This window comes from Pedobacter antarcticus (assembly GCF_900112985.1).
GTDB classification, from domain to species: domain Bacteria; phylum Bacteroidota; class Bacteroidia; order Sphingobacteriales; family Sphingobacteriaceae; genus Pedobacter; species Pedobacter antarcticus.
The window spans coordinates 244283-267644 of the sequence record NZ_FONS01000003.1; the positions used below are offsets into that span (position 1 = coordinate 244283).

Here is a 23362-nt window from a genome sequence, read left to right on the forward strand (position 1 = left end):
ATTAACACCTAAGGTAGCCGGAATGATTTCCTGAATTTAAGTTTTTTTTAGTTCACAGAAAAGCAAGATAAAATGTTTCTTTTCCTGTCACATCTTCATGACAAGAACGTAAAAAAACTGACAATCGTACTAATCAAAGTCAAAGTGTCTGTATGAACAGAAAATTAACAAATTGTTATTTTTCTGTGAATGTCATAACAAAATAATAAAGGAATTTCTAATTTTTATTATCTCCCTATCTGATAGCGGTTTACAAAAAACCTCATTTCCTGCACACTAGCTAAATAATTGTTTGGCACCAAGCTTGACTATATGACAAACATAGTCAGAAACTAAAAAACTAACCCTCTGGCTAAGGTTAAATTAAAAACACAATAAAATGAAAAAATTATTATTATCACTCGTAGCGGTTTCCGCTTTAGCTTTCACTACACAAGCACAAACAGAACAAGGTAAATTTATGATCGGCGGTAACGTTGAATTAAACACTAATAAAACAAGTGGTGCTAAGAAAACTGATTTCAATTTCGCAGTTATTCCTTCAGTTGGTTATTTTGTTTCTGATAACTTCGCAGTAGGTACAGGCATTGGTTACTCTTACGCTAAGATTTATAGCACTACAGCTTCTGTTAAAAATAACGCATTTGAGGTTAGCCCATTTGCACGTGCTTATAAAGGTATCTCTGATGAATTTAAATTCTTCGGTCAATTATCAGTTCCAATGACATTTGGTAACACTAAAGTTGGTGATGCTGAAGGTAACAACATGGTTAAAACTGGTAACAACAACCAAGTTGGTGTAGCTTTATCTCCAGGTTTTGCATTCTTCCCAAGCAAAAAAATTGGTATTGAGTTTTCAGTTAGAGGTATCAGCTACAATGATAACCGTTTAGAAAATGCTGACGGTGACAAAGTAGGTGGTTCTAAAAACTTCAGTGTAGGTGCAAACTTTTTCGCTCCTAAATTAGGTGTTCAGTTCTACTTATAATATGTAGAAATTATACACAACAGAATAAAACAGAAAAGGCCCCGCAAATTGCGGGGCCTTTTCTGTTTAGAAGATTCGTAGATTACTTACCATTCTTCTCTACCTCACGATCCATTTCCAGGATATCTACCTGTGCAGGTGTCGTAAAGTCTCCGAGCAGATACCTGTTGAAATGATCTGCCAGTTTCCAGAAAGCGTATTCTGTCATTGTACCAAAACTATGTCGCTGACCGGGGATAATAGCGAATTCAAAACGTTTACCAGCCTTCATCAATGCATTTGCTACACGAATGGTATTAGCCGGATGGACATTATTGTCTACATCTCCAGTCATTAGTAACAGATGTCCTTTCAATTGTTTAACCAGATCCGGATTTTTATCAATACTGTACTGGAAAGTCGTATCGCCTTTAGCCGATATTATTTCTTTTACACCATGATGTTTCTCACTCCACCATCTGTTGTAAATACTGTTATCATGGTTGCCTGCATTAGATACTGCTGCTTTAAAGAAGTCGGGATAAACCAGCATTGCCGCCGTAGACATAAATCCACCGCCGGAATGCCCGGTAATACCGACTCTGGAGATATCAATAAAACTGAACCTGTCAGCCAGTTGCTCAACAGCTACCTTTTTATCGGCCAGACCATAATCTCTCAAATTACCGTATCCGTAAGTATGATACCATTTAGAACGCGCGGGATGACCACCACGGTTCCCCACAGTTATTACGATATAACCAAACTGTGCCAGCCTTTCCGTCCTGTCCATGCTCTTACTGAATGCCTTGTTCACAGCCTCAGTCTGCGGACCGGGGTATACATACTCTATGATTGGGTATTTCTTCTTAGGATCGAAATCGAATGGCTTATATAATACACCATACAAATCAGTAATCCCGTCATCGGCTTTGACCTTAAAAGTCTCCGGAAATTTATAACCCGTTGCCATCAGTAAAGAAAGATCGGTAGTTTCCAGCTTCATTACCAGGCCGCCCTGCTGATCCATTATTGTCGCAGCCGGAGCCGTATTTACCCTGGAAAAGTTGTTTACAAAATAAGGTCCGTCGTCCTGCATACTTACTGTATGATCGAAATTACCACTGTTTAGCAGTTTCAGACCGGAACCATCAAAATTAATTCTGTAAAAATGCAGGTAATAAGGATCCTCACCTGCCTCTTTACCATTGGCGGTAAAATACAGGACACGGCTTTTGGAATCTACTTTAATAATTTCTTCGGTGTGGAACGGTCCCTTTGTAATCTGATTTTTCAGCTTACCATTCTGGTCGTACAGATAGAAATGCCCCCAGCCGTCGCGCTCAGACCAGTGAATAATTTCATTGGTTCCTTTAATTATTGCCGGGCGGTTAACTTCTACATAAGTGTTAAAACGTTCCTCAATTACAGACTTAACTGCACCTGTCGCTGGATCGACAACACAGATGTCCACCCTTTTCAAATCACGGCTTGTTCTGGACAAATAGAATTTATTGTTGTCTCCCAGCCAGACGGCAGGTTTAAACTCATTGTCCCTGTCAGTATTAAGCACAGGTGTATTCCAAACACTCAAACTCTGATCTTTAAAAGAATTAACGGCTAATTTTTTGCTCGTTTTATTCTTGAAATCAAATAAGTAAACTTCTTCCAGCGGACCATCTTTTTCGCCGGGCATCTGATATTTATAGGTTTCCAGTGTCGGTCGGCCTTTCGAAATATTATTAATTACCCACAGGTCTTTAACTTTCCTTGTATCGGCGCGCGTTAATACAAAATAACGTGAATCCGGTGACCAGAGCACAGAACTAGCCCGTCTCTTTTTATCATTTTTTTCCTGTTCTTCATTATTTTCTCCATCTCCATTTCGGCCATAAGGATAATATTTAAGGCCATCTTTTGTTAGTTGATGTTCAACTACTGTACTATCTTCTTCATTTTTAATGGCCTTCAGGTAATTCACCTTATCCATCCAGAAGAGATTATAGTTACGTGTGAAAATAACGGCCGAAGAATCTGGTGCAATTGAAGCCCAGTCCGGTCTTTTTTTAGGCTTTTCAAAATCTTCCAGAACTTTCAGTTTTGAATTCTGCAGTTCATATTGAAAGAAATAGGTTTTCTTCTGCATCGAATCGGCATCCTTTAAATCTTTACGATCCTTTTTCAATTCATCAACAGAGCTTTTCACTTCAAACCGGATGAATTTTTCATCCTTAGAGAAGATTAAGTTTTCAATTGGCAAATGCTGCCCGTCAAAAGGATCACGGATAATCGTAGTTATTTCGGCTGCGAGACTAACCGGGTCAAACAATTTCTTCTTAGACTTTGCACCCGGGTCGACGATAAACCAATCTTTTCCGGCAGGAGTTTCATAAACATACCAGAAACGTTTACTTTTTAACCAGTGCGGATCAACAGAAGTAGAGTAAACGATTTTTTTTAATTTTTCAGGGGAAAATCTAGATGCCAGCTGATAGTTGGCTTTCGGTGATTCGCTGATAGTTTCTGTCAGAGTGTAGGTCTTGGTCTGAGCAATACTCTGACCACCTAAGCCTGCTAAAAACAACAGGAACAGGTAATTATGTTTCATGTAGTCAATAGAATTTATACCAGCCCGAGGGGCTGCGGATATTAAAAATCCTAAATTATCCATTTTAAAAATGGATAAATCATTTGAGAGGTAATATTTGGGTTATGAACCGCGAATTCCTAGTTTTGCAGCAATCTTACTATTCACCTATATGAAACAACAATTGCTTAGTCTGACTGCTGCTGCCTTATTATTCGGCGCAGGTTGCCAGTCCAAATCACAAGAGAAAAACACACTTACTGACAGCACCTCCGCTACCGTAGAAACGACAACCACAAATGCAGATCAACCGCAAACTCCTGTCAATACGGCCAATATAAAAGTTGCCGATGCTAAAACTATCCTCGCACGCAAGCAAGTACCTGTTTTATGTTATCACCAGATTCGCGACTGGAGACCGAAAGATTCGAAATCGGCCAAAGACTATATCATTCCAATAGAAACTTTTAAAGCCCAGATGAAAATGCTGGCAGACAGCGGTTATCATACGATTCAGCCAGATGAGTTGTATGCCTATCTGAATGAAGGCGCCCCTCTTCCTGAAAAACCGATCATGCTTACTTTTGATGATACAGACCTGGATCAGTTTACAATTGCTGAACCAACCATGAAAAAATATGGTTTTAAGGGAGTTTTCTTCATCATGACTGTTTCCATTGGCAGACCAAATTACATGAACAGAGAGCAGATCAAAACTCTTTCAGACCAGGGACACACAATAGGCTCCCATACCTGGGACCATCAAAATGTTAAGAAATATCAGGGTAAAGACTGGGAAACCCAAATAGACAAACCAACTAAAACCCTGGAAGATATTACAGGAAAAGACATTCATCATTTCGCTTATCCTTTTGGTCTGTGGAATCCGGAGGCTATCCCGGAACTCAAAAAACGAGGTTTTAAATCTGCCTTTATACTTTCCACAAAGAGAGATGAGAACGATCCTTTATTTACCATCCGCAGAATTATAGCAAGCGGTTACTGGACTCCAAAAACATTGAGCAACAGTATTAAAAATAGCTTTTAATAAAAAAGGCGGCCATTAATGGCCGCCTTTTTTGTAATTCATCTTTATATAGTACCCGGATTACTTAGCTGATCTTTTCAATCAGGTAATGATTCTGGTTGAAGCTAAAGCTTTCCCCTTCTTTCTTCCCCAGTAAAAGTTGCCCGATAGGCGATACTGCCGAAATTGCAAAAGCCTGAATACTGTCCAGCTTAATCTGACCAGCACTTATACTGATATAAAAAACACCATTATCTGTGTGAACCAGACTTCCATTTTTAACCTGCAGACTCACCGGTACATCTTGCAGTGATTCCAGCATCTGTAAATTCTGCTGTGCATCTGCCAGCAGGCGTTTATTTCTGGAGATATCTTGTTGCATCATTTCACGTGTTGTTTCGAATTTGTCTCCCGCGCTACTCTTGGTATCGTCATTACTCGCTTCTCTCGCCTGCTCCAGTGCAGTTTCAGCAGTTTGGATCCTTTGGTGTATAAAGTCCAGGCAGGCCTGGTATAATGCTATTTTCAAATCTTCCATCTTCTTTAGTCCTCTAACCAGGTAATTTTGTGCTCAATTGCGGTACGCTTAGCGTCCCGCGGGACATCCTGATGATATCCCATATAAAAAAGTCCGTAACACTTCTGGCCCTCCGGCAGGTTAAATACTGCGGGCAGGCTTTCAATCATTCCCGGAGAACTCCAGTATGCCCCGATCCGCAGGGCTTCGGCTGTTAGTGCCATATTTTGCACAGCGCAGGCCAATGCGGCAAGTTCCTCCCATTCAGGGATCAGCTCCGGATGTAACTGCACATTAAGCAGGATAATACAACTTGACTGCGCTGCCTTGCTGATTATACTATCATATTTTTTCTGCAGAAAATGATCTGCCGGAGTTTCTTCTTTATATAAACGTGCCAGCTCATTTCCCAGTCTGGTTTTAGCCTCTTTGCGGCAGACGACAAATCTCCAGGGTTGAGTTAGCTTATGAGTAGGTGCATAATTTGCACTTTCCAATACTCTTCTGATCTGCTCATCAGGTATTTCTTCAGCAGTATAGGAAACCGGAAAAATACTTCGCCGGCGTTTAATAATTGATTCAAGTATATCTATCTCTTTTTCCATTTTAAATCAGTTTCAAATTTTGAACGGATGGTCCGTTTAGGCTCAGATCAGGAAAATCTATCTAAATCAGACGAAGGGCCGATCTGAGAATTACAAGATTAAAAAAACAAATTGAACAATTGCGTATGATCTAATGATTCTGAAGGCATTCGGGCATATTATGAAATATTCATTACCTTTGCGGCTTATTTTTGTGCAATATGATTTCAGTTTCTAATTTATCCCTGCGTTATGGAAAACGCACCTTATTTGAAGATGTTAACCTTAAATTTACTCATGGCAACTGTTATGGCGTAATCGGGGCAAATGGTGCGGGTAAATCCACCTTTCTGAAGATCCTTTCCGGAGAAGTGAACCAAACCACTGGTAGCGTCGCTTTTACCCCTGGAGAGCGTATGGCGGTTTTAAAACAGAATCATCATGAGTTTGATGATTTTTCTGTCTTAGAAACGGTTATGATCGGTCATAAAGAGCTTTATGACATCATGAAGGAGAAAGACGCTATCTATCTGAAGGAAGATTTTTCAGATAAAGACGGCGAACGTGCAGGAGAACTGGAAAACAGATTTGCAGAAATGGATGGCTGGAACATGGAAAGCAATGCAGCGACCATGTTAAGCAATCTGGGGATTAAAGAAGAATTCCATTATAAAGAACTGAAAGAACTGGACGGGAAGCAAAAAGTCCGCGTTTTGTTAGCGCAGGCCCTTTTTGGTAATCCTGATATTCTTTTACTGGATGAGCCAACGAATGACCTGGACATTGAAACTATTGCCTGGCTGGAAAACTTCCTGGCAGACTATCAGAATATCGTACTGGTTGTATCTCACGACAGGCACTTTCTGGATGCGGTATGTACACATATCGTCGATATCGATTTCAGCAAAATGAATACTTATTCCGGTAACTATACTTTCTGGTATGAGTCCAGTCAGCTGGCGTTGAAACAAAGAAGTGACCAGAACAAAAAACTGGAAGAGAAAGTAAAGGAATTACAGGAATTTATTCAGCGTTTCAGTGCGAATGCCTCTAAATCCAAACAGGCAACCTCCAGAAAGAAAGCCCTTGATAAAATTGATTTAACGGAAATTAAACCATCCAGCCGTAAGTATCCGGCAATTATGTTTAATAACCTGGCCAGAGAGGCTGGAGATCAGATCCTGCAGGTAGAAAACCTGTCCAAATCTGTGAATGGTGAATTTCTGTTTAAAGGAGTGAACTTTATGGTTAACAAAGGCGATAAAATTGCCGTTGTTTCTCAGAACAGTTTAGCAACTACTGCATTCTATAACGTACTAACCGGACGTGATACCGATTATACAGGTGAATTTAAATACGGTGTAACTATTAATATCGGTGATATTCCAAACGACAACTCTTCTTATTTCGAAGGGAAGGATATGAATCTTGTAGATTGGCTGAGAGAATATTCAGATACCGATAAAGATGAACAATTCGTAAGAAGTTTCTTAGGCAGAATGCTGTTTTCAGGAGAAGAAGTACTAAAAAACTGTAAAGTATTATCCGGTGGTGAGAAGATGCGTTGTATGTTCTCTCAGATGATGCTGAAACAGGCTAACCTTCTACTATTTGATGAGCCAACGAATCACCTTGATTTGGAGTCGATTACTGCATTGAATAACGGTATGAAAGATTTTAAAGGCACTATTCTGTTCACTTCACGTGACCATGCCCTAACCGAATCTGTTGCTACCCGCGTTATTGAACTGACGCCAAATGGCTCAATCGATAAAATGATGAGCTATGATGATTATATCAATAGTGATGATGTAGCACAATTGCGTGCTGACTTATATAAATAAATTTGATTTCTGAATACAGACATTAATCCCGTCTGTTTAAAAGAGCCACACAATGTGGCTCTTTTTTTGTTTAATAGAAAATCAAAACTTATAATCATGGAAAGAGCAGAAATCAAAACACTATTAGAAACAATTGAACAACAAGTGAGCTCTTCTATCCTTGGAGGAATGGAAGATACTTATCAGGAACTGGCCGATCTGGGTTATGTAATTCTCCATGATGACAGTGCACATCCCTCTGCTACGATCACACAAAAAGGTATAGAATTCCTGGAAAATTACTAATTCTCTCCAATCTTCATTTAACAAAGTATTTACATCCTGAGTTTTTGCAAATGTATTGCATTTAGTATATTTGTATGACCGCCTTTTCCGGGTTAGCCGGAATCTGTTAAAAAACAGGTCATACCCGTATGCAGCAGATGATCAGTATTAAAGCTTTGGCACATGCCTATAACCAGGATAAGAAGATAAACTTCGACGACTGGCAGGTGAGCAAGGGAGAGCAATGGTTGCTGCTGGGTAATTCGGGTAGCGGAAAGAGTACGCTCCTGCATATTCTGACAGGTATCCTTTCCCCGTCAACCGGTCAGGTAGAGATTAATGAAACAGAAATCTATCAGTTAAAACCACGAGAGCTTGACCGTTTCAGGGCATTGCATATCGGGATTGTATTTCAGCGTCCGCATTTGATCAAAAGCCTGACCATTCAGGAAAACCTGTTGATGGCCCAGAGTTTTGCCGGGCTGCCGGAAAACCGCAACAGGATTCAGGAAGTACTTGAATCGCTGGCAATTTCAGCTTCTTCACACCAATACCCTTCTACCCTCAGCCAGGGACAGCTACAACGTGCATCTATAGCCCGGGCTGTGATTAATAAGCCAGCCTTACTGATTGCTGATGAACCCACTTCCAGTCTCGATGACCAGAATGCCGGAACTGTTCTCCGCCTGTTAAAAGAACAAACTGAGCTGAACCAGTCTACATTGGTCATTGCCACTCATGATCAGCGAATTAAAGAAGCGTTTACACATACTTATACCCTGTAATGAGCCCTTTACAAATCAGCTGGAAAAGCTTAAAATCAAAACCGCTGTCCTCGGGACTAAATATATTGCTCATTGCATTTGGAACAGGCATACTTACTATTTTATTACTCGCTTCCAGACAGATCGGCGATAAATTAACACAAAACTCAAAAGATATCGACCTGGTTGTCGGTGCTAAAGGAAGTCCTTTGCAGCTCATCCTGAGCAGTATCTATTATATGGACAATCCTACCGGCAATATCCCTTTAGAAGATGCCCAGCGACTTTCCCGCAGCCCCTTTGTCAAAAGAGCTGTGCCATTAGCCATGGGCGATAATTACAAAGGCTTTAGGATTATCGGTACAGACAGTAATTATATCGCACTTTACCAGTTGAAAAATGCATCAGGCCAGTTCTGGAAAAAAGATTTCGAAGTTTCCATTGGTGCTTCTGTTGCAGAACAGCAGCAGCTTAAAATCGGAGATACCTTTCTGGGTGCACATGGCTTAACGGAAAATACACACGTCCATGATCACCATGCCTATAAAGTAACGGGAATCCTTCAGAAACAAGGAAATGTAACCGATAATCTGATCCTTACCAACATAGCGAGTGTATGGAAGATGCATGAAGAACCGCAGCATGATCATGCCGATGAGAATGAACATGAACACGCAGAAGAAGAGCCAGCCGGAAATAGGGAAATCACCTCTTTACTTATCCAGTACCGTTCGCCAATGTCTGTTGTCATGTTCCCAAGAATGGTTAATTCGGCTACCCAGCTACAGGCGGCCTCCCCTGCCATGGAAAGCACAAGACTGTTCTCCCTAATTGGCGTAGGGATTGACACCTTGCAGTGGTTTGCATTTCTGATCATGCTCATTGCGGCGGTTAGCGTTTTTGTAAACCTTTATAATTCATTAAAAGAAAGACAGTATGACCTGGCCATTATGCGGACACTGGGTGCCTCCAGGATCAAATTGTTCAGGATTGTAATAGAAGAAGGCCTCCTATTAACATTAACCGGCACAATTGCAGGCATCCTTCTTGGACATATCGCCGTAGAGCTGATTGGCTCAGGACAGGAAAGCAGCCAGGCAAGGCTTAGTGGGCTGGTTTTTCTGAAAGAAGAAATTTATTTATTTGCCGCTGGTCTGGCTATCGGTATATTTGCGGCTATTATCCCTGCCTGGCAAGCTTATCGTGCAGATATCGCTGCAATACTGGCTAAAAACTAACCTATAAACACCTCATGAAAAAATTATTTTTGATCTGCCTGTTATTTATTGGATTTAAAACCTACGCACAACATGATCCGAATGATCAGATCATGTCTCAGAACTGGGATATTATCGGCGGGGTGGATTTCAAGATTATTAAGGACACGCATATGGTGGCGAAATTTACGCCTGAAATTAAAAAGTATGCTAACAAGCCATTTGAGTTGGAAGGATACCTCGTTCCTATCAAAGATGGAATGAAACAGACTAAGTTTATGTTGTCTACCCTTCCAATTAATCAGTGTTTCTTTTGCGGTCAGAATGGCGTACCGATTATGGTATTGGTAGAACTGGCCGAACCTATTAAATTTACCTACCACACTATTACAGTAAAAGGAACTCTCCGGTTAACTGAAGGCAATGCGATGGATAATCCGCCGGTTGCATTAATAAATGCCAAATCTATCTGATATGACTAAGATTAACCCCACAGCACTACTGAAAGAAAATGGTCTGAAACATACCAGACAAAGAGTAAGAGTGCTGGAAGAAATAGCACTGGACACCGTTGCAATATCGCAACCTGAACTGGAAAAGAAACTAGGAAAGGAAATTGACAGGGTCACTCTATACAGAATCCTGAATATTTATCAGGATAAAGGCATCCTGCACAGGATTATGGATATAAATGGAACGGCAAATTACGCCATTTGCTCCGCTGCCTGTTCAGAAGATCATCACCATGATGATCATGTGCATTTTAATTGCACTTGCTGCCTTAAGATCTATTGCCTGGAGGTTAAAGCTCCGCATTTAAAAATGCCACATGGCTTCAAAGCTGTCACGACTAACACAACTGCTTACGGTATATGTGAGAAATGTGCTCAGCTGGAGACAGAATCCGGTACAGAGCTACAATAAAAAAAGGCTGCAGATATCTGCAGCCTTTTTTTATTGTATACCAATTCTGGATTAGTGTCCAGCATGACCGTCAGCACCATGTGCATGACCGTGGCTTAATTCTTCTTCAGTTGCTTCACGTACAGAAAGGATTTTTCCACCGAAAATCAGGTTTTTACCTGCCATCGGGTGGTTTAAATCTACAGCAATAGTTGTATCATTTACTGCAGTAACTCCTGCTCTGAAATGATTACCTTCATTGTCCTGTAAAGGAATAACATCACCTACATTAGGTAAATCCACTTCTTTAAACATGTCTTTTGGCAGATCTGCAAATGCACCAGGATCTTTCTCTCCGTATCCATCAGCGGCAGTTAGCTCAAAATTGTATTCATCACCAACATTCAGTCCAGCTAAATGCTCTTCAAATTTAGGCAACATCATACCAGTACCATACAAGAAAACCAATGCATTCTGCTCATCAGCTTTTTCTACGAAAACTTGTTGTCCTTCTTCATTAGTCGTATGCAGTTCATACGTTAATGAAACTACTGTATTGGGTTTAATACTCATTGGAATCTTGTTTTATTTTAATTTTATTGATTCTTCAACCTTTGTTACCTCCAGCCGATCTGATTTATTCAGGCAAATATATATTTTTGTTTTATTTCATCGCCTATGTTTTAACAACGGAAATATATAATTGTTCCCGCTTATTTCATATTCTATTGATTTACAATAGCCAACAATAAAAACATGCTCCTATACGCAGTTAATGAATCGTGTCCTCACGCCAGGTTTTCTTCTTTTGTTCTCTTTGGTTGCTATACCGTTGCCATACCCTTGGTATACCCTTCCTTTACCCAAAGGGTATACCAAGGGTATGGCAACGGTATAGCAAGGGTATCGCAACGGTATAGCAACCCCGAAGAAATGCAAAAGAGACTTCACAAAAATCAAATGAAAAATCAGAAGCATTCAACTGCAGAATAAAAAGGATATAATTACTTGATCAGCATTTGCTGAAAGCTGAGACTATCTCCGCGAAACACATTGAAATCTACCACATGGTTAATTCCACTGATTTTAGCGCGATCGGAATGCTGCCAGAAAAACCACTTGGTTTTCGCTCCAGCTTTGAGTTCTGCCTGATAATAATGAGCTATCCAAAGTGGATAGTCATCAAAATGGCCTTTTAAATAATCCCTGTAAAATACAAGCCCGGAATAAATGATGGGCCTTACCTTGGTCTTCTGCTCAATATGATCCAGAAAATCCTTCAGCTCAGCACGCATTTTTTCGGGCTCTACCCCACTTAACTCTTCGACATCTACTACCGGAGGCAAATCGCCGGTATCGAATTTAACGGTCTGCAGAAAAAACCTGGCCTGCCATAAACCTGACTTCCTTGGAATGAAATAATGATATGCACCACAGACGACGCCAGCTTTCGGCGCCTCTCTCCAGTTCCGCTGAAAATAAGGGTCGACACCAGATATTCCCTGCGTAGCTTTAATAAATGCGAAATCAACTTTAACCTTATCCTCCTTCATTGCCCTAACCATTTTCCAATCTATTTTACCTTGGTAAGAAGAGACATCAATTCCATGAATTTCATATCCTTTTGGTATTCTGATTGCATAACTTTTGTAGGACCGGTAATTTGGGTCTTCGCCAATATCCATTACCCACTGCTTCGCAGAGATAAACATTTTTAGAATATAGCCGTAATATAAAGGTGATGCCAGAACAAGAAGTAAAGCCGCTATAGCAAATTTAAGTGCAAGCGGAACAGGCTTCTTTTTCTTAGCCGGCGCTTTCCGCTTTCGTGTAGCTGGTTTATTGGGTTGTAAGACTTTTTTAGCTGAAGCCTGACGCTGGGCTGGGTTTGTTGTTTTCTTCTGAACTGGTGGCACAGCACAAAAATACAAAAGGGCAGCCTTATGGCCACCCTTTTTATAAAGATTAAATGTGGTACTGCTATTATTTACTCAGTTCCGCGAAATATTTATGGAACAGAGGTAGTGTCTCAATACCCTTATAATAGTTAAATATATCGTACTTTTCATTTGGTGAATGTAATGCATCGCTATCCAGACCGAAGCCTAACAATACAGACTTAATGCCTAATACGTCTTCAAACAAAGCTACAATCGGAATACTTCCACCTCCTCTTGTCGGGATTGGGTTCTTACCGAAACTATCAAAAATAGCTTTCTCCGCTGCGCGGTAAGCTATACTATCTGTTGGTGTAACTACGGGTTCGCCACCATGATGTGCCGTTACCTTTACTTTCACAAACTCCGGCGCTATAGACTCGAAATGTTTCTGGAAAATTGCAGATATCTCTTCAGAATTCTGATGCGGTACCAGACGCATGGAAATTTTCGCATTCGCTTTAGAAGGCAATACTGTTTTAGCTCCTTCACCAATATAACCACCCCAGATACCATTCACCTCCAATGTTGGTCTTGTACCAGTACGCTCTAATGTTGAATAGCCCTTTTCACCCCATTCTGCCTGAATATTCAGATCTTTTTTATACTCGTCCAGATCAAAAGGAGCAGAATTTAAAGCTTCCTTTTCCGCTGGAGTTAATTCTACGACACGGTCATAAAATTCTGGAATTACGATATGGTTATTTTCATCATGAAGAGAAGCTATCATTTTACATAAAATGGTAATTGGATTCGCAACTGCACCACCATATACGCCAGAATGCAGGTCTCTGTTAGGTCCTGTTACTTCTACTTCCATATAAGCTAGACCGCGTAAACCAGTCTCTATTGACGGATTTTCCATGCTGATCATCGAGGTATCAGAGATTAAAACCACATCTGCTTTCAGCTTTTCGGCATTTGCCTTCACAAAAACACCCAGGTTAGATGAACCCACTTCTTCTTCACCTTCAATCATGAATTTCACGTTGCAAGCCAGAGTACCGGTCTTCATCATCAGTTCAAATGCTTTAACATGCATATAAAACTGTCCTTTGTCATCACATGCACCACGCGCATAAATTTTACCATCGCGAATGGTAGGTTCGAACGGCGGAGTATCCCATAATTCAACAGGATCGGCAGGCTGTACATCATAATGCCCGTAAACCAGTACAGTAGGTAGAGAAGGATCGATTATTTTCTCTCCGTAAATAATCGGATAACCTGCAGTCTGACAGATTTCTACTTTATCTGCACCAGCTTCTTGCAACTTTGCTGCTACGAAATCGGCTGTTTTAAGTACATCAGCTTTGTATTTCGGATCAGCACTGACTGACGGAAAACGTAACAATTCAAACAATTCATCCAGGAATCGTTGTTTATTGTCTTCTACATATTTTTTGATCTCTTGCATAACAATTGAATTTCTGCAAATATATGGTATTTGTTTAAACGCGATTTTCCTGGACACATTTTCCGGTTCGCATCAAATTTTAATCCGCATCAAAAATTGCTGCAGACTTCATTTGTAATATGCAATGCAACCAGATTATAATTTATTATTCTGCGGGGAAATCGCCCCTCGTTTAGTAGTCTGGTTCTATGAACCCGCAACGTTAAGCGCATAAATTGTTTTTAACCTATTTTTCCATTATCCTTAAAATAAGAGAGCACGTTTTATTATTTTTGCATTTCATCTGCTGTTAAATTTAATTGACAGCGGCACATCAAGCAAAACAACAAAGATTTGGATTATTTAGCAGGATTAAACCCTCAGCAACGTGCAGCAGTAGAAAACACCCAGGGACCAGCAATGATTGTCGCGGGTGCGGGATCGGGAAAGACCAGGGTAATCACTTACCGTGTAGCCCATCTGATCGAAAAAGGAGTCGACGCATTTAATATTCTCGTACTTACTTTTACGAATAAGGCTTCAAAAGACATGCGGGAACGTATTTCGAAAGTAGTTGGTACGGAAGCAAAAAACTTATGGATGGGTACTTTTCACTCGGTATTTGCTAAAATTCTGCGTGTGGAAGCCGAAAAAATAGGGTATCCGTCTAACTTCACAATTTATGATACTGATGACAGTAAAAGTCTGATCCGTGCCATTCTCCGTGAAATGCAGCTGGACGATAAATTGTACAATGCCAACTTTGTATATAACCGTATATCTTCTGCCAAAAACAATCTGGTGAGTCATGTGGAGTATATTAACAGTGCTGAAATACAGGCCGAAGATGTTTCTAATAAAAGGCCAATGCTTGGTGCTATTTATGAAACTTATACCAAACGTTGCTTTAAAGCTGGTGCAATGGACTTTGACGACTTACTGTTCAAAACCAACGTGCTGTTAAAGAATAATCCGGATGTGCTGAATAAGTATCAGCAGAAGTTTAAATACCTGATGGTAGATGAGTATCAGGATACGAACTTCTCGCAGTATACAATTGTTAAAAAACTGGCAGCGGCATACCAGAACATCTGTGTTGTTGGTGATGACGCGCAGAGTATCTATGGATTCCGGGGTGCCAATATTCAGAATATCCTGAATTTCGAAAAGGATTATCCGGACTTAAAAGTTTATAAACTGGAGCAAAATTACCGCTCTACACAAAATATAGTAGAAGTGGCGAATAGCATTATCGCCAACAATAAGAACCAACTGGAGAAAAATGTCTTTTCAGACAATGAATCTGGTGACAGGATTAAAGTTTCCCGTGCTTTTACAGATAACGAAGAAGGCAAGATTGTTGCAGAATCCATTATGCAAGACCGAACTTCAAACGGGCTTAGCTATAGCGATTTCGCGATCCTGTATCGTACAAATGCGCAATCAAGGGCAATGGAGGAAGCACTGAGAAAGCTCAATGTTCCTTATAAAATCTATGGCGGGCTATCTTTCTATCAGCGTAAGGAGATTAAAGATTTAATCGCTTATTTCCGTCTAACTTTCAATCCGAGTGATGAAGAAGCCATAAAAAGAGTAATCAACTATCCGCGAAGAGGACTTGGCGACACCACCGTTGATAAAATTATCGTGGCAGCCGACCAACATGATATTACCATGTGGGAAGTAATCTGTGACCCGCAAAAATATATTGCCGGCCGTATTGCCAATCAGCTGAATGATTTTTCGATGTTGATTAAGAGTTTTGCAGCTGAGTCTAAAAAACTGGATGCATATGAAACTGCTTTATACATAGCACAACATTCAGGTATTCTTAAAGAACTACATATCGATGAAAGTGTCGAAGGCCGCAGTCGCTACGAGAATATTCAGGAATTACTGAATGGTATCAAAGAATTTGCAGAGCGTGAAGATATTGAAGACCGCAGCCTGGCTATTTTTATGCAGGATATCGCCCTTCTAACCAATGACGACCGGGCAGATGAGAAGGATAAAGAGACCGTTTCTCTCATGACAATCCACTCTGCAAAAGGTCTGGAATTTAAGAATGTATATGTCGTTGGACTGGAGGAAAACCTCTTTCCTTCGCAGATGTCACTGAATTCCAGGACAGATCTGGAAGAAGAACGCCGTCTTTTCTATGTAGCTATCACGCGCGCCGAAAAGAAACTCACATTAACTTATGCCACCTCAAGATATCGCTGGGGCACATTGACAAATTGCGAGCCGAGCCGTTTTATTAGTGAAATTAACGCTAAATACCTCGAGCTGGAAGTGGTTAAAGCACCTAAAACAAGTATAGATTCTGATAGTTTTGACGGGGAAAGAAGATCCTGGTCTCAGCAGCGGGATAGTTTCAGCAAGCCAAAACCTGCAGGACAAAGTTCCGGCTCAACTATTGCGAATCGTCCTAAACCGACGGTATTGCCTACAGCGCATATCCCCACTCCTGGTTTCACACCGGATGCGGCAGCCTCTTTCCAGAATGGTATGGAAGTTGAGCACGAGAAATTCGGGTTTGGTAAAATTGTGAATCTGGAGGGCAATTTACCGGATGTAAAGGCAACTGTATTTTTTCAGGGTCTGGGAAACAAGCAATTGTTATTAAAATTTGCTAAATTGCGCATTGTAAAATAAGTCTTACCTTAAGACCATAATACGATAACAGGGCCCGAAGCGTTTATTAACCTCCCCTTCTGTTAGGGCCATTAGAAATAAATTTGAATGAATTTCGATTATAATACCACAAGAAACGAATTAATTCTTGCTGAATACGGACGTAATGTGCAGAATATGGTCAAATATATCTGTGGCCTGTCCGATCTGGAAGAAAGAAACAAATACGCTCAGGCGGTGATTGATCTGATGGGTTTTCTAAACCCGCATTTAAGAGACGTCGCAGATTTTAAACACAAATTATGGGATCACCTGCATATTATTTCAGGTTACCAGATTGAAGTTGACAGTCCTTACCCTAAACCAACTCCCGAAGCAGCATTGGTAAAACCTGCACATATTGGTTATCCTCAGCAACGTATAAAGTATAAACACTATGGTAAAACTGTGGAAGTTCTGATTGACAGGGCACTTGCTGTAGATGAACCGGAACGCAGAGCAGCCATGGTTCAGGGAATAGCTAATTTCATGAAAATGGCTTACGTAACCTGGAATAAGGATACAGTAGCTGATGAAACTATCCTTAAAAACCTTTATGAACTTTCGGGAGGAAAACTGCAACTGGAAGAAAACATTAACCTGGCCAAGGTTGAATTCAGACCTCCGGTTAGCAGACCATCTATGAATGCCGGCCGCGGTCGCAGTAATAATAACAATAACAACAAGGGCAGACAAAACAACAACAATAATAACCGCCCCAGAAGCAACAACAACAATCCGAAGCAAAGGCACTAGGAAGCAGATTTAAAATACGAGGTTAGCACAATATGAATGCATTTGAAATTATAGGCGGGAAGAAACTAAAGGGTGAGATACACCCTCAGGGAGCCAAAAATGAAGCTTTACAAATTCTTTCGGCCGTCTTATTAACGGAGGAAAAGATTACAGTAAGTAATATTCCGGACATTAAAGATGTTAATAAACTGATTGAACTTTTAAGTGACCTCGGTGTAATGGTGGAGAGAATTTCAAAAGATACCTATACTTTTGAAGCCAAAAACATAAATCTGGAATTTTTTAAATCAGATGTATTTAAATCTAAAGGCGGAAGCCTGAGAGGCTCCATTATGATTGTAGGTCCATTACTGGCACGTTTCGGTAAGGCTGCAATCCCTAAACCAGGTGGCGACAAAATTGGCCGCAGACGACTGGATACACATTTCCTGGGTTTTGAGAAACTGGGTGCTAAATTCGTTTACGACAGTAAAGCATCCTTTTTTAATGTTGATGCAACTAATCTTCAGGGTGCATATATCCTGCTGGATGAAGCTTCAGTAACCGGAACTGCCAATATTGTAATGGCAGCAGTACTGGCAAAAGGTGTAACTACGATTTATAATGCAGCATGTGAGCCTTATTTACAGCAATTATGTAAAATGCTGAATCGCATGGGTGCTAAAATTTCCGGCATTGGTTCCAACCTTCTTACTATCGAGGGAGTAACTAAACTGGGTGGTACAGAACATAGAATGTTACCTGATATGATTGAAATCGGTTCATTTATAGGCCTGGCGGCAATGACTGAATCAGAGATTACGATCAAAAACGTTTGTTATGACGAATTAGGTGTTATACCTGATGTTTTCCGTAAACTGGGTATCAAATTTGAACGCAGAGGCGATGATATCTATATCCCTTCTCAGAAACATTATATCATCGATACTTTTATTGATGGTTCGATTCTGACTATAGCAGACTCTCCCTGGCCAGGATTTACTCCTGATTTACTGAGCATTGTACTTGTCGTAGCTACACAGGCTAAAGGATCGATATTAATCCACCAGAAAATGTTTGAAAGCCGCCTGTTTTTTGTAGACAAGCTAATTGAAATGGGCGCACAGATTATTCTTTGCGATCCACACAGAGCTACGGTTAATGGAATTAACAAACAATACCAGTTAAAAGGTATCAGTATGACATCTCCCGACATTCGTGCAGGTGTCTCTCTATTAATCGCAGCACTTTCAGCGGAAGGTAAATCGACTATATTTAATATCGAACAGATAGAAAGAGGCTATCAGGATATCGACACCCGTTTAAGAGCAATAGGTGCGCAGATTAAGCGTGTAGATGCTTCTGCACCAAGTCATTAATTTATATTAAGAGTATTAACTCTAAACAAAAAGGCTTCCTGAATAAAAATCAGGAAGCCTTTTTTTGTATCTATCTAATAGAATTACAAATTATTAGACTTAAGCGGAGATAGCGTTAATGATATCATATTGGGTGATAATATCAAAATTGCCTTGCTCATCTTCAACTAACACGGCACTATTTTCTTTATTGATCAGCGCCGAAATCTTATCTATTGACGTATTAAGATCAACAAATGGGAAAGTCGCAGACATAATTTCTTTTACCGGAGATGACTTCAAAGCCGGGTTCTCCATCAATGCTCTTAAGATATCTCCTTCTGCCAGTTTACCGACAACCATGCCTTTTTGAGTAACTGGTATCTGCGAAATATTTAAAGCATTCATCGTATTGATCGCTTCTACAATCGTCTTTTCACAATCTACAGTCACAATTTCCAATTTTTCCTTCTTGGCAAGAATAGATTTTGCAGTTAGCTTCTCATCTTTCAAGAAACCTCGTTCTCTCAACCAGTCTTCATTATACATTTTACCCATATAACGGCTACCATGATCGTGGAAAATAACTACAACAAGATCACCTTCTTTTAGCTGATCTTTAAGCTGCATAAGTCCTGCAACTGCAGATCCCGCCGAATTTCCGGCGAAGATACCTTCCTTCCGGGCAATATCACGGGTCATCAAAGCAGCATCTTTATCTGTTACTTTCTCAAAAAGGTCAATGACATCGAAGTTCACATTCTCAGGAAGAAAATCTTCACCAATTCCTTCTGTGATATACGGGTATATTTCGTTTTTATCCAGAATACCAGTCTCTTTGTATTTTTTGAACACAGAACCATAGGTATCTATACCCCAAACTTTAATTGCCGGGTTCTTCTCCTTCAAATACTTTCCGGCACCGGAAATAGTCCCTCCTGTTCCGACACCCACCACAAGGTGCGTGATCTTACCTTCGGTCTGTTCCCAGATTTCGGGGCCTGTCTGCTCATAATGAGCTAAAGAATTGGCAAGGTTATCATATTGATTAGGCTTCCATGAATTAGGAACCTCTCTCTCCAAACGGGAAGAAACGGAATAATAAGAGCGTGGATCTTCTGGTTCTACATTTGTAGGGCAGACAATAACTTCTGCACCAAATGCCCTTAAGGCATCTACCTTTTCTTTGGATTGTTTATCTGTTGTTGTAAAAATACACTTATACCCTTTAATAATGGCAGCCATAGCCAGACCCATTCCGGTATTCCCGGAAGTACCTTCTATAATGGTTCCACCAGGTTTCAGCTGCCCATTTTTCTCCGCTACCTCGATCATCTTTAAAGCCATACGGTCTTTAATAGAGTTACCCGGGTTAGTAGTTTCTATTTTAGCCAGCACAGTAGCCGGAATATCTTTTGTAATTGTATTCAACCTCACCAACGGTGTGTTGCCTATAGTTTCCAATATATTGTTATACCACATATTACAAAAATACGACTTGATTCCTAGATATTTAATCAATACAAATAATCATTACATTATTCCGAATAATCAATCTATACCGCATATAATTCTGATTAGCCCCGTCATATTGATTGATAGGCAACAATTATATGGCATTTTTCACAATCCTTAATGCAATAGCTGATACAATCCACCTGGTTTCACGCAGATTAAACCCTTCATTTCCAGATCAAGTAAGGTTAGCGCTAATGCGCCGGCTCCCAATTTAAGTGCGGCTGAAAGTTGATCTGCCTGCAATCCTTTTTCGCTCAGTGCGTTAAATACAGCGCGCTGCTCTGCTGTTAATAATATTTTTTGCTGGTTAGCCTTTTCGTTTTCTTTGGCAAGCTGCGCTTCCTGTTGCCGCTTATGAACTTTATTCCAGCCCATTGCTTCCATTACTTCTGCTGTATGCTGCAATAAAATTGCCTGATTTGTCCTGATCAGATAATTACAGCCCGCCGATCCCACATCTGTAATTCTGCCAGGAACGGCATAAACATCTCTATGATAAGAGTTTGCCAGGTCGGCAGTAATCAAGGCGCCACCCTTTTCTGCTGCTTCCACAACGATCGTCACTGCGGCAATACCAGCAATAATTCTATTTCTCCGGGGAAAATTCTCCGGCCTGCACGAAGTTTTAAATGGAAACTCTGAAAGAAGACCACCACAGTTTAACATTTCAACGGCAGTTTCCCGGTGTACAGCCGGATAAATCCGGTCCAGGCCATGCCCCAAAACGCCGACTGTAGGAATATTTAGACGCAGACACTCGCGGTGGACACAAACATCAATACCATAAGCCAGCCCGGAAACCACCATTACATCGTAATCCTGCAAGACCTCAGCGATCGCAGCACAGCTTTGCAACCCATATGCGGTGGTCTTTCTGGAACCCACGATACTAATAATGCGATCCTGTTCTAGCTGCGCATTGCCCTTGCTATAAAGTAACAGGGGTGCATCATGACACTGATTCAGGTTCTTTGGATATAAAGGGTCTGTAAAAAATAGTGGGCGGCAGCCGTATTTATTGAGCAGCAGAAGCTGCTCTTCTGCCAACTGCAGCGGTAAGGAACTACATATTTGCGCCGCCATCGCAGCGCTCATCCCTGTTTCTGAAATTAATGCGGAAGATCCTGCCTTAAAGATATTTGAAGCATCTTTGAAGTGACTGATTAGCTTTCTCGCATTTACGGGACCGACTGACGGGATCAGTGTAAGTGCTATCTGATGTATAAGGCTCATCTGCTAAATTAGTTTATAGCAGACGAAACCTGTTAAATTTCTTTAAGCGACGTTTGAACGGATCAGCATTTTATGTGTGATTAACTCGGTATATATACGACGTATTTAGTCTCAAAAAATTCTTCATCAAAATATTCAGAGAGCGGATATAATTCTGCTTTTAACCTGGATTCCTTAATTTCTTCTGCCAGATCACCTCCTTTGAGGTAAAGGATGCCATTTGGGATCGCATGAATAGAGTCTTTTTTAAACTTATCTGCAATCCATGGATAAAAATCGATGAGCCTGGTTACTGCTCTGGAAACTACAAAATCATACTTCCCTTCTACCTGTTCTGCCCGGGAATGCGTCGCCTTAATGTTTTTGAGGCCTAAAGCCGCCGCTACCTCATTTACAACCTTTATCTTTTTGCCGATAGAATCGACCAGATGGAAATTAGTTTCAGGGAATAATATGGCTAGGGGGATTCCGGGGAAACCACCACCTGTACCAACATCCAGGATGGATGCGCCTGGCTGGAATGTACAGAATTTAGCTATTCCCAGTGAGTGTAAAATATGTCTTTCGTATAATTCTTCGATATCTTTCCTGGAAATCACATTGATCTGTGCATTCCAGAATACATATAAATCATACAACTGTTCAAATTTTTGTTGCTGATCTTCTGTTAGATTTGTAAAATACCTCTGCAGTAGGGCTGATTTTATTTCCACTTGACTTTTTTAATAAATATAGAGAGAATGCCGTTAATTATCAGGAAAACAAACAATAGTATGTCCAGAACCGGGAACCACCAGCGTAATTCTGCATAATTAAGGCGTTTTAATAAACGGGGATAAATCAGGCATCTGATTAACAGGCTCAGGCCAAAAACCCCTCCCGCAACCAAAATTCCTGACTTGAAAAAACAAAGCGCAGTCAGCAAGGCATAAAATAGGAACTGTGCTATAATCTGAAGACTGAGTATAAACTGATGACTCTTCTTATAAAACTTACCCGCCCCGAAATGACGTTTCTTCTGACGAAGATAGGCGCCTAGCGTTGTATTCGGAACAGACCAGACGTGTGCATCTGGATTAATTCTGATCTCCGTATTACGTGATGTTGCATTTGCGTTTACAAAGAGATCGTCATCACCTGAAGGGATATGCATATGTGCAGCAAACCCTCTATTCTTAAAGAATAGCGACCTTTTATAAGCCATATTTCTGCCTACCCCCATATAGGGCATGCCTTTTAAAGCAAAAGAAAGATAATTAATAGCGGTAAAAAAGGTCTCGAAACGGATAAGGCTGTTTAAAATCCCCCTGCTACGCATATAAGGTGAGTAACCCAGAACGATAGAAACCTGCTCATCTGCAGGCTGCTGCATGCCCAAAAGCCAGTTTGGCGACGCTGGAGAACAATCTGCATCTGTGAAAACCAACCATTCGTTCGAAGCTGCTTTTATACCCATAGTTACGGCAAACTTCTTGCCCGCAATAAACTTTTCACCTTCGGGAACCTTCACTATTTTTAGGTTTTTATATTGCTCACTCAAGGTTTCCAGAACTTCGCGGGTTCGATCCCACGAGCGGTCATTGACGACAATAACCTCGAAATTGGGATAGTTCTGCTCCAGCACCAGAGGTAAATACTGGCTGAGATTATCGGCTTCATTTCTGGCACAAATAATTACACTGATCGGTTCTAATGACTGGTCGGGAATTTCTTCCACGCTAACAGTGACTAGTTTCAGGTGTACAAAAAGACTGAAATAGAGTTGAATAGCAAAGCAAAAAAGGAGAGCGCCGGTTAAACAGCTTTCAATAAGAGTTAATTCCACATTGATGTTTTTG

21 protein-coding genes are annotated in these 23362 nt (G+C 40.6%); 11 read left to right on the forward strand and 10 right to left on the reverse strand.

Going from position 1 to position 23362, the window contains the following annotated elements:
* The first annotated feature begins 379 nt into the window (after positions 1-379).
* Complete coding sequence (locus BM192_RS08550; RefSeq protein ID WP_037438118.1) at positions 380-988, forward strand: outer membrane beta-barrel protein; 609 nt, start codon at positions 380-382, stop codon at positions 986-988.
* A gap of 82 nt (positions 989-1070) precedes the next feature.
* On the opposite strand, the gene BM192_RS08555 is transcribed toward BM192_RS08550, so the two are convergent.
* Entirely contained in the window at positions 1071-3575 is a 2505-nt protein-coding gene (locus BM192_RS08555; protein ID WP_037438128.1) for a S9 family peptidase, read from the reverse strand.
* Between the two features lie 151 nt (positions 3576-3726).
* Between BM192_RS08555 and BM192_RS08560 the strand changes: the two genes are divergently transcribed.
* Positions 3727-4602, forward strand: a complete 876-nt coding sequence (locus tag BM192_RS08560; protein ID WP_037438119.1) for a polysaccharide deacetylase family protein — start codon at positions 3727-3729, stop codon at positions 4600-4602.
* A 64-nt stretch (positions 4603-4666) separates the two neighbouring features.
* Here the strand turns inward: BM192_RS08560 and BM192_RS08565 are convergent, their stop codons facing one another.
* Both BM192_RS08565 and BM192_RS08570 read right to left on the reverse strand, forming a co-directional pair.
* The gene (locus tag BM192_RS08565; RefSeq protein ID WP_037438120.1) at positions 4667-5119 is read right to left on the reverse strand and encodes a 3-oxoacyl-ACP synthase; all 453 of its coding nucleotides are present in this window, start codon (positions 5117-5119) and stop codon (positions 4667-4669) included.
* 5 nt (positions 5120-5124) lie between these two features.
* Positions 5125-5703 (reverse strand): nitroreductase family protein, encoded by a 579-nt coding sequence (locus tag BM192_RS08570; RefSeq protein WP_037438121.1) that lies wholly within the window; start codon positions 5701-5703, stop codon positions 5125-5127.
* A 200-nt stretch (positions 5704-5903) separates the two neighbouring features.
* Here BM192_RS08570 and BM192_RS08575 point away from each other — a divergent pair, with 200 nt between their 5' ends.
* The 6 genes from BM192_RS08575 (at position 5904) to BM192_RS08600 (ending at position 10695) form a co-directional block, all read left to right on the forward strand.
* Positions 5904-7526, forward strand: coding sequence for an ABC-F family ATP-binding cassette domain-containing protein (locus BM192_RS08575; protein ID WP_037438122.1), 1623 nt, complete (start codon positions 5904-5906; stop codon positions 7524-7526).
* 96 nt (positions 7527-7622) lie between these two features.
* Entirely contained in the window at positions 7623-7811 is a 189-nt protein-coding gene (locus tag BM192_RS08580) for a hypothetical protein (protein WP_037438123.1), read from the forward strand.
* A gap of 128 nt (positions 7812-7939) precedes the next feature.
* On the forward strand, positions 7940-8575 hold the full coding sequence (locus tag BM192_RS08585; RefSeq protein ID WP_316930972.1) for an ABC transporter ATP-binding protein: 636 nt from the start codon (positions 7940-7942) through the stop codon (positions 8573-8575).
* Complete coding sequence (locus BM192_RS08590) at positions 8575-9792, forward strand: ABC transporter permease (protein ID WP_037438124.1); 1218 nt, start codon at positions 8575-8577, stop codon at positions 9790-9792. Before BM192_RS08585 ends, BM192_RS08590 begins: the two co-directional genes overlap by 1 nt.
* Positions 9793-9806: 14 nt before the next feature.
* Entirely contained in the window at positions 9807-10244 is a 438-nt protein-coding gene (locus BM192_RS08595) for a hypothetical protein (protein ID WP_037438125.1), read from the forward strand.
* A gap of 1 nt (position 10245) precedes the next feature.
* On the forward strand, positions 10246-10695 hold the full coding sequence (locus BM192_RS08600) for a Fur family transcriptional regulator (RefSeq protein ID WP_037438126.1): 450 nt from the start codon (positions 10246-10248) through the stop codon (positions 10693-10695).
* A gap of 51 nt (positions 10696-10746) precedes the next feature.
* Here the strand turns inward: BM192_RS08600 and BM192_RS08605 are convergent, their stop codons facing one another.
* The 3 genes from BM192_RS08605 to BM192_RS08615 form a co-directional block, all read right to left on the reverse strand.
* Complete coding sequence (locus BM192_RS08605) at positions 10747-11247, reverse strand: FKBP-type peptidyl-prolyl cis-trans isomerase (protein ID WP_037442799.1); 501 nt, start codon at positions 11245-11247, stop codon at positions 10747-10749.
* A 431-nt stretch (positions 11248-11678) separates the two neighbouring features.
* Entirely contained in the window at positions 11679-12590 is a 912-nt protein-coding gene (locus tag BM192_RS08610) for a glycoside hydrolase family 25 protein (RefSeq protein ID WP_051760077.1), read from the reverse strand.
* Between the two features lie 67 nt (positions 12591-12657).
* Positions 12658-14028, reverse strand: a complete 1371-nt coding sequence (locus BM192_RS08615; RefSeq protein WP_037442803.1) for a dipeptidase — start codon at positions 14026-14028, stop codon at positions 12658-12660.
* Positions 14029-14361: 333 nt separating this feature from the next.
* Here BM192_RS08615 and BM192_RS08620 point away from each other — a divergent pair, with 333 nt between their 5' ends.
* The 3 genes from BM192_RS08620 (at position 14362) to murA (ending at position 18794) form a co-directional block, all read left to right on the forward strand.
* Positions 14362-16662, forward strand: a complete 2301-nt coding sequence (locus BM192_RS08620; protein ID WP_037442805.1) for an ATP-dependent helicase — start codon at positions 14362-14364, stop codon at positions 16660-16662.
* Positions 16663-16749: 87 nt separating this feature from the next.
* Positions 16750-17436 carry a DUF4290 domain-containing protein gene (locus BM192_RS08625; protein WP_037442807.1) on the forward strand — a complete coding sequence of 229 codons (687 nt, stop codon included), beginning with the start codon at positions 16750-16752 and terminating at the stop codon, positions 17434-17436.
* A 32-nt stretch (positions 17437-17468) separates the two neighbouring features.
* Positions 17469-18794: a UDP-N-acetylglucosamine 1-carboxyvinyltransferase gene (murA, locus tag BM192_RS08630; protein ID WP_037442809.1), complete on the forward strand. Its 1326-nt coding sequence runs from the start codon at positions 17469-17471 to the stop codon at positions 18792-18794.
* A gap of 99 nt (positions 18795-18893) precedes the next feature.
* Here murA and BM192_RS08635 read toward each other — a convergent pair whose 3' ends face one another.
* The 4 genes from BM192_RS08635 to BM192_RS08650 all read right to left on the reverse strand — a co-directional run bounded on the left by BM192_RS08635 (position 18894) and on the right by BM192_RS08650 (position 23349).
* Positions 18894-20255: a pyridoxal-phosphate dependent enzyme gene (locus BM192_RS08635; protein WP_037442811.1), complete on the reverse strand. Its 1362-nt coding sequence runs from the start codon at positions 20253-20255 to the stop codon at positions 18894-18896.
* Positions 20256-20405: 150 nt separating this feature from the next.
* Positions 20406-21524: a DNA-processing protein DprA gene (gene dprA / locus BM192_RS08640; protein ID WP_037442813.1), complete on the reverse strand. Its 1119-nt coding sequence runs from the start codon at positions 21522-21524 to the stop codon at positions 20406-20408.
* Between the two features lie 80 nt (positions 21525-21604).
* Positions 21605-22237, reverse strand: a complete 633-nt coding sequence (rsmG, locus tag BM192_RS08645; RefSeq protein ID WP_037442815.1) for a 16S rRNA (guanine(527)-N(7))-methyltransferase RsmG — start codon at positions 22235-22237, stop codon at positions 21605-21607.
* The gene (locus tag BM192_RS08650; protein WP_074963971.1) at positions 22228-23349 is read right to left on the reverse strand and encodes a glycosyltransferase; all 1122 of its coding nucleotides are present in this window, start codon (positions 23347-23349) and stop codon (positions 22228-22230) included. Before BM192_RS08650 ends, rsmG begins: the two co-directional genes overlap by 10 nt.
* Between the last annotated feature and the right edge of the window lie 13 nt (positions 23350-23362).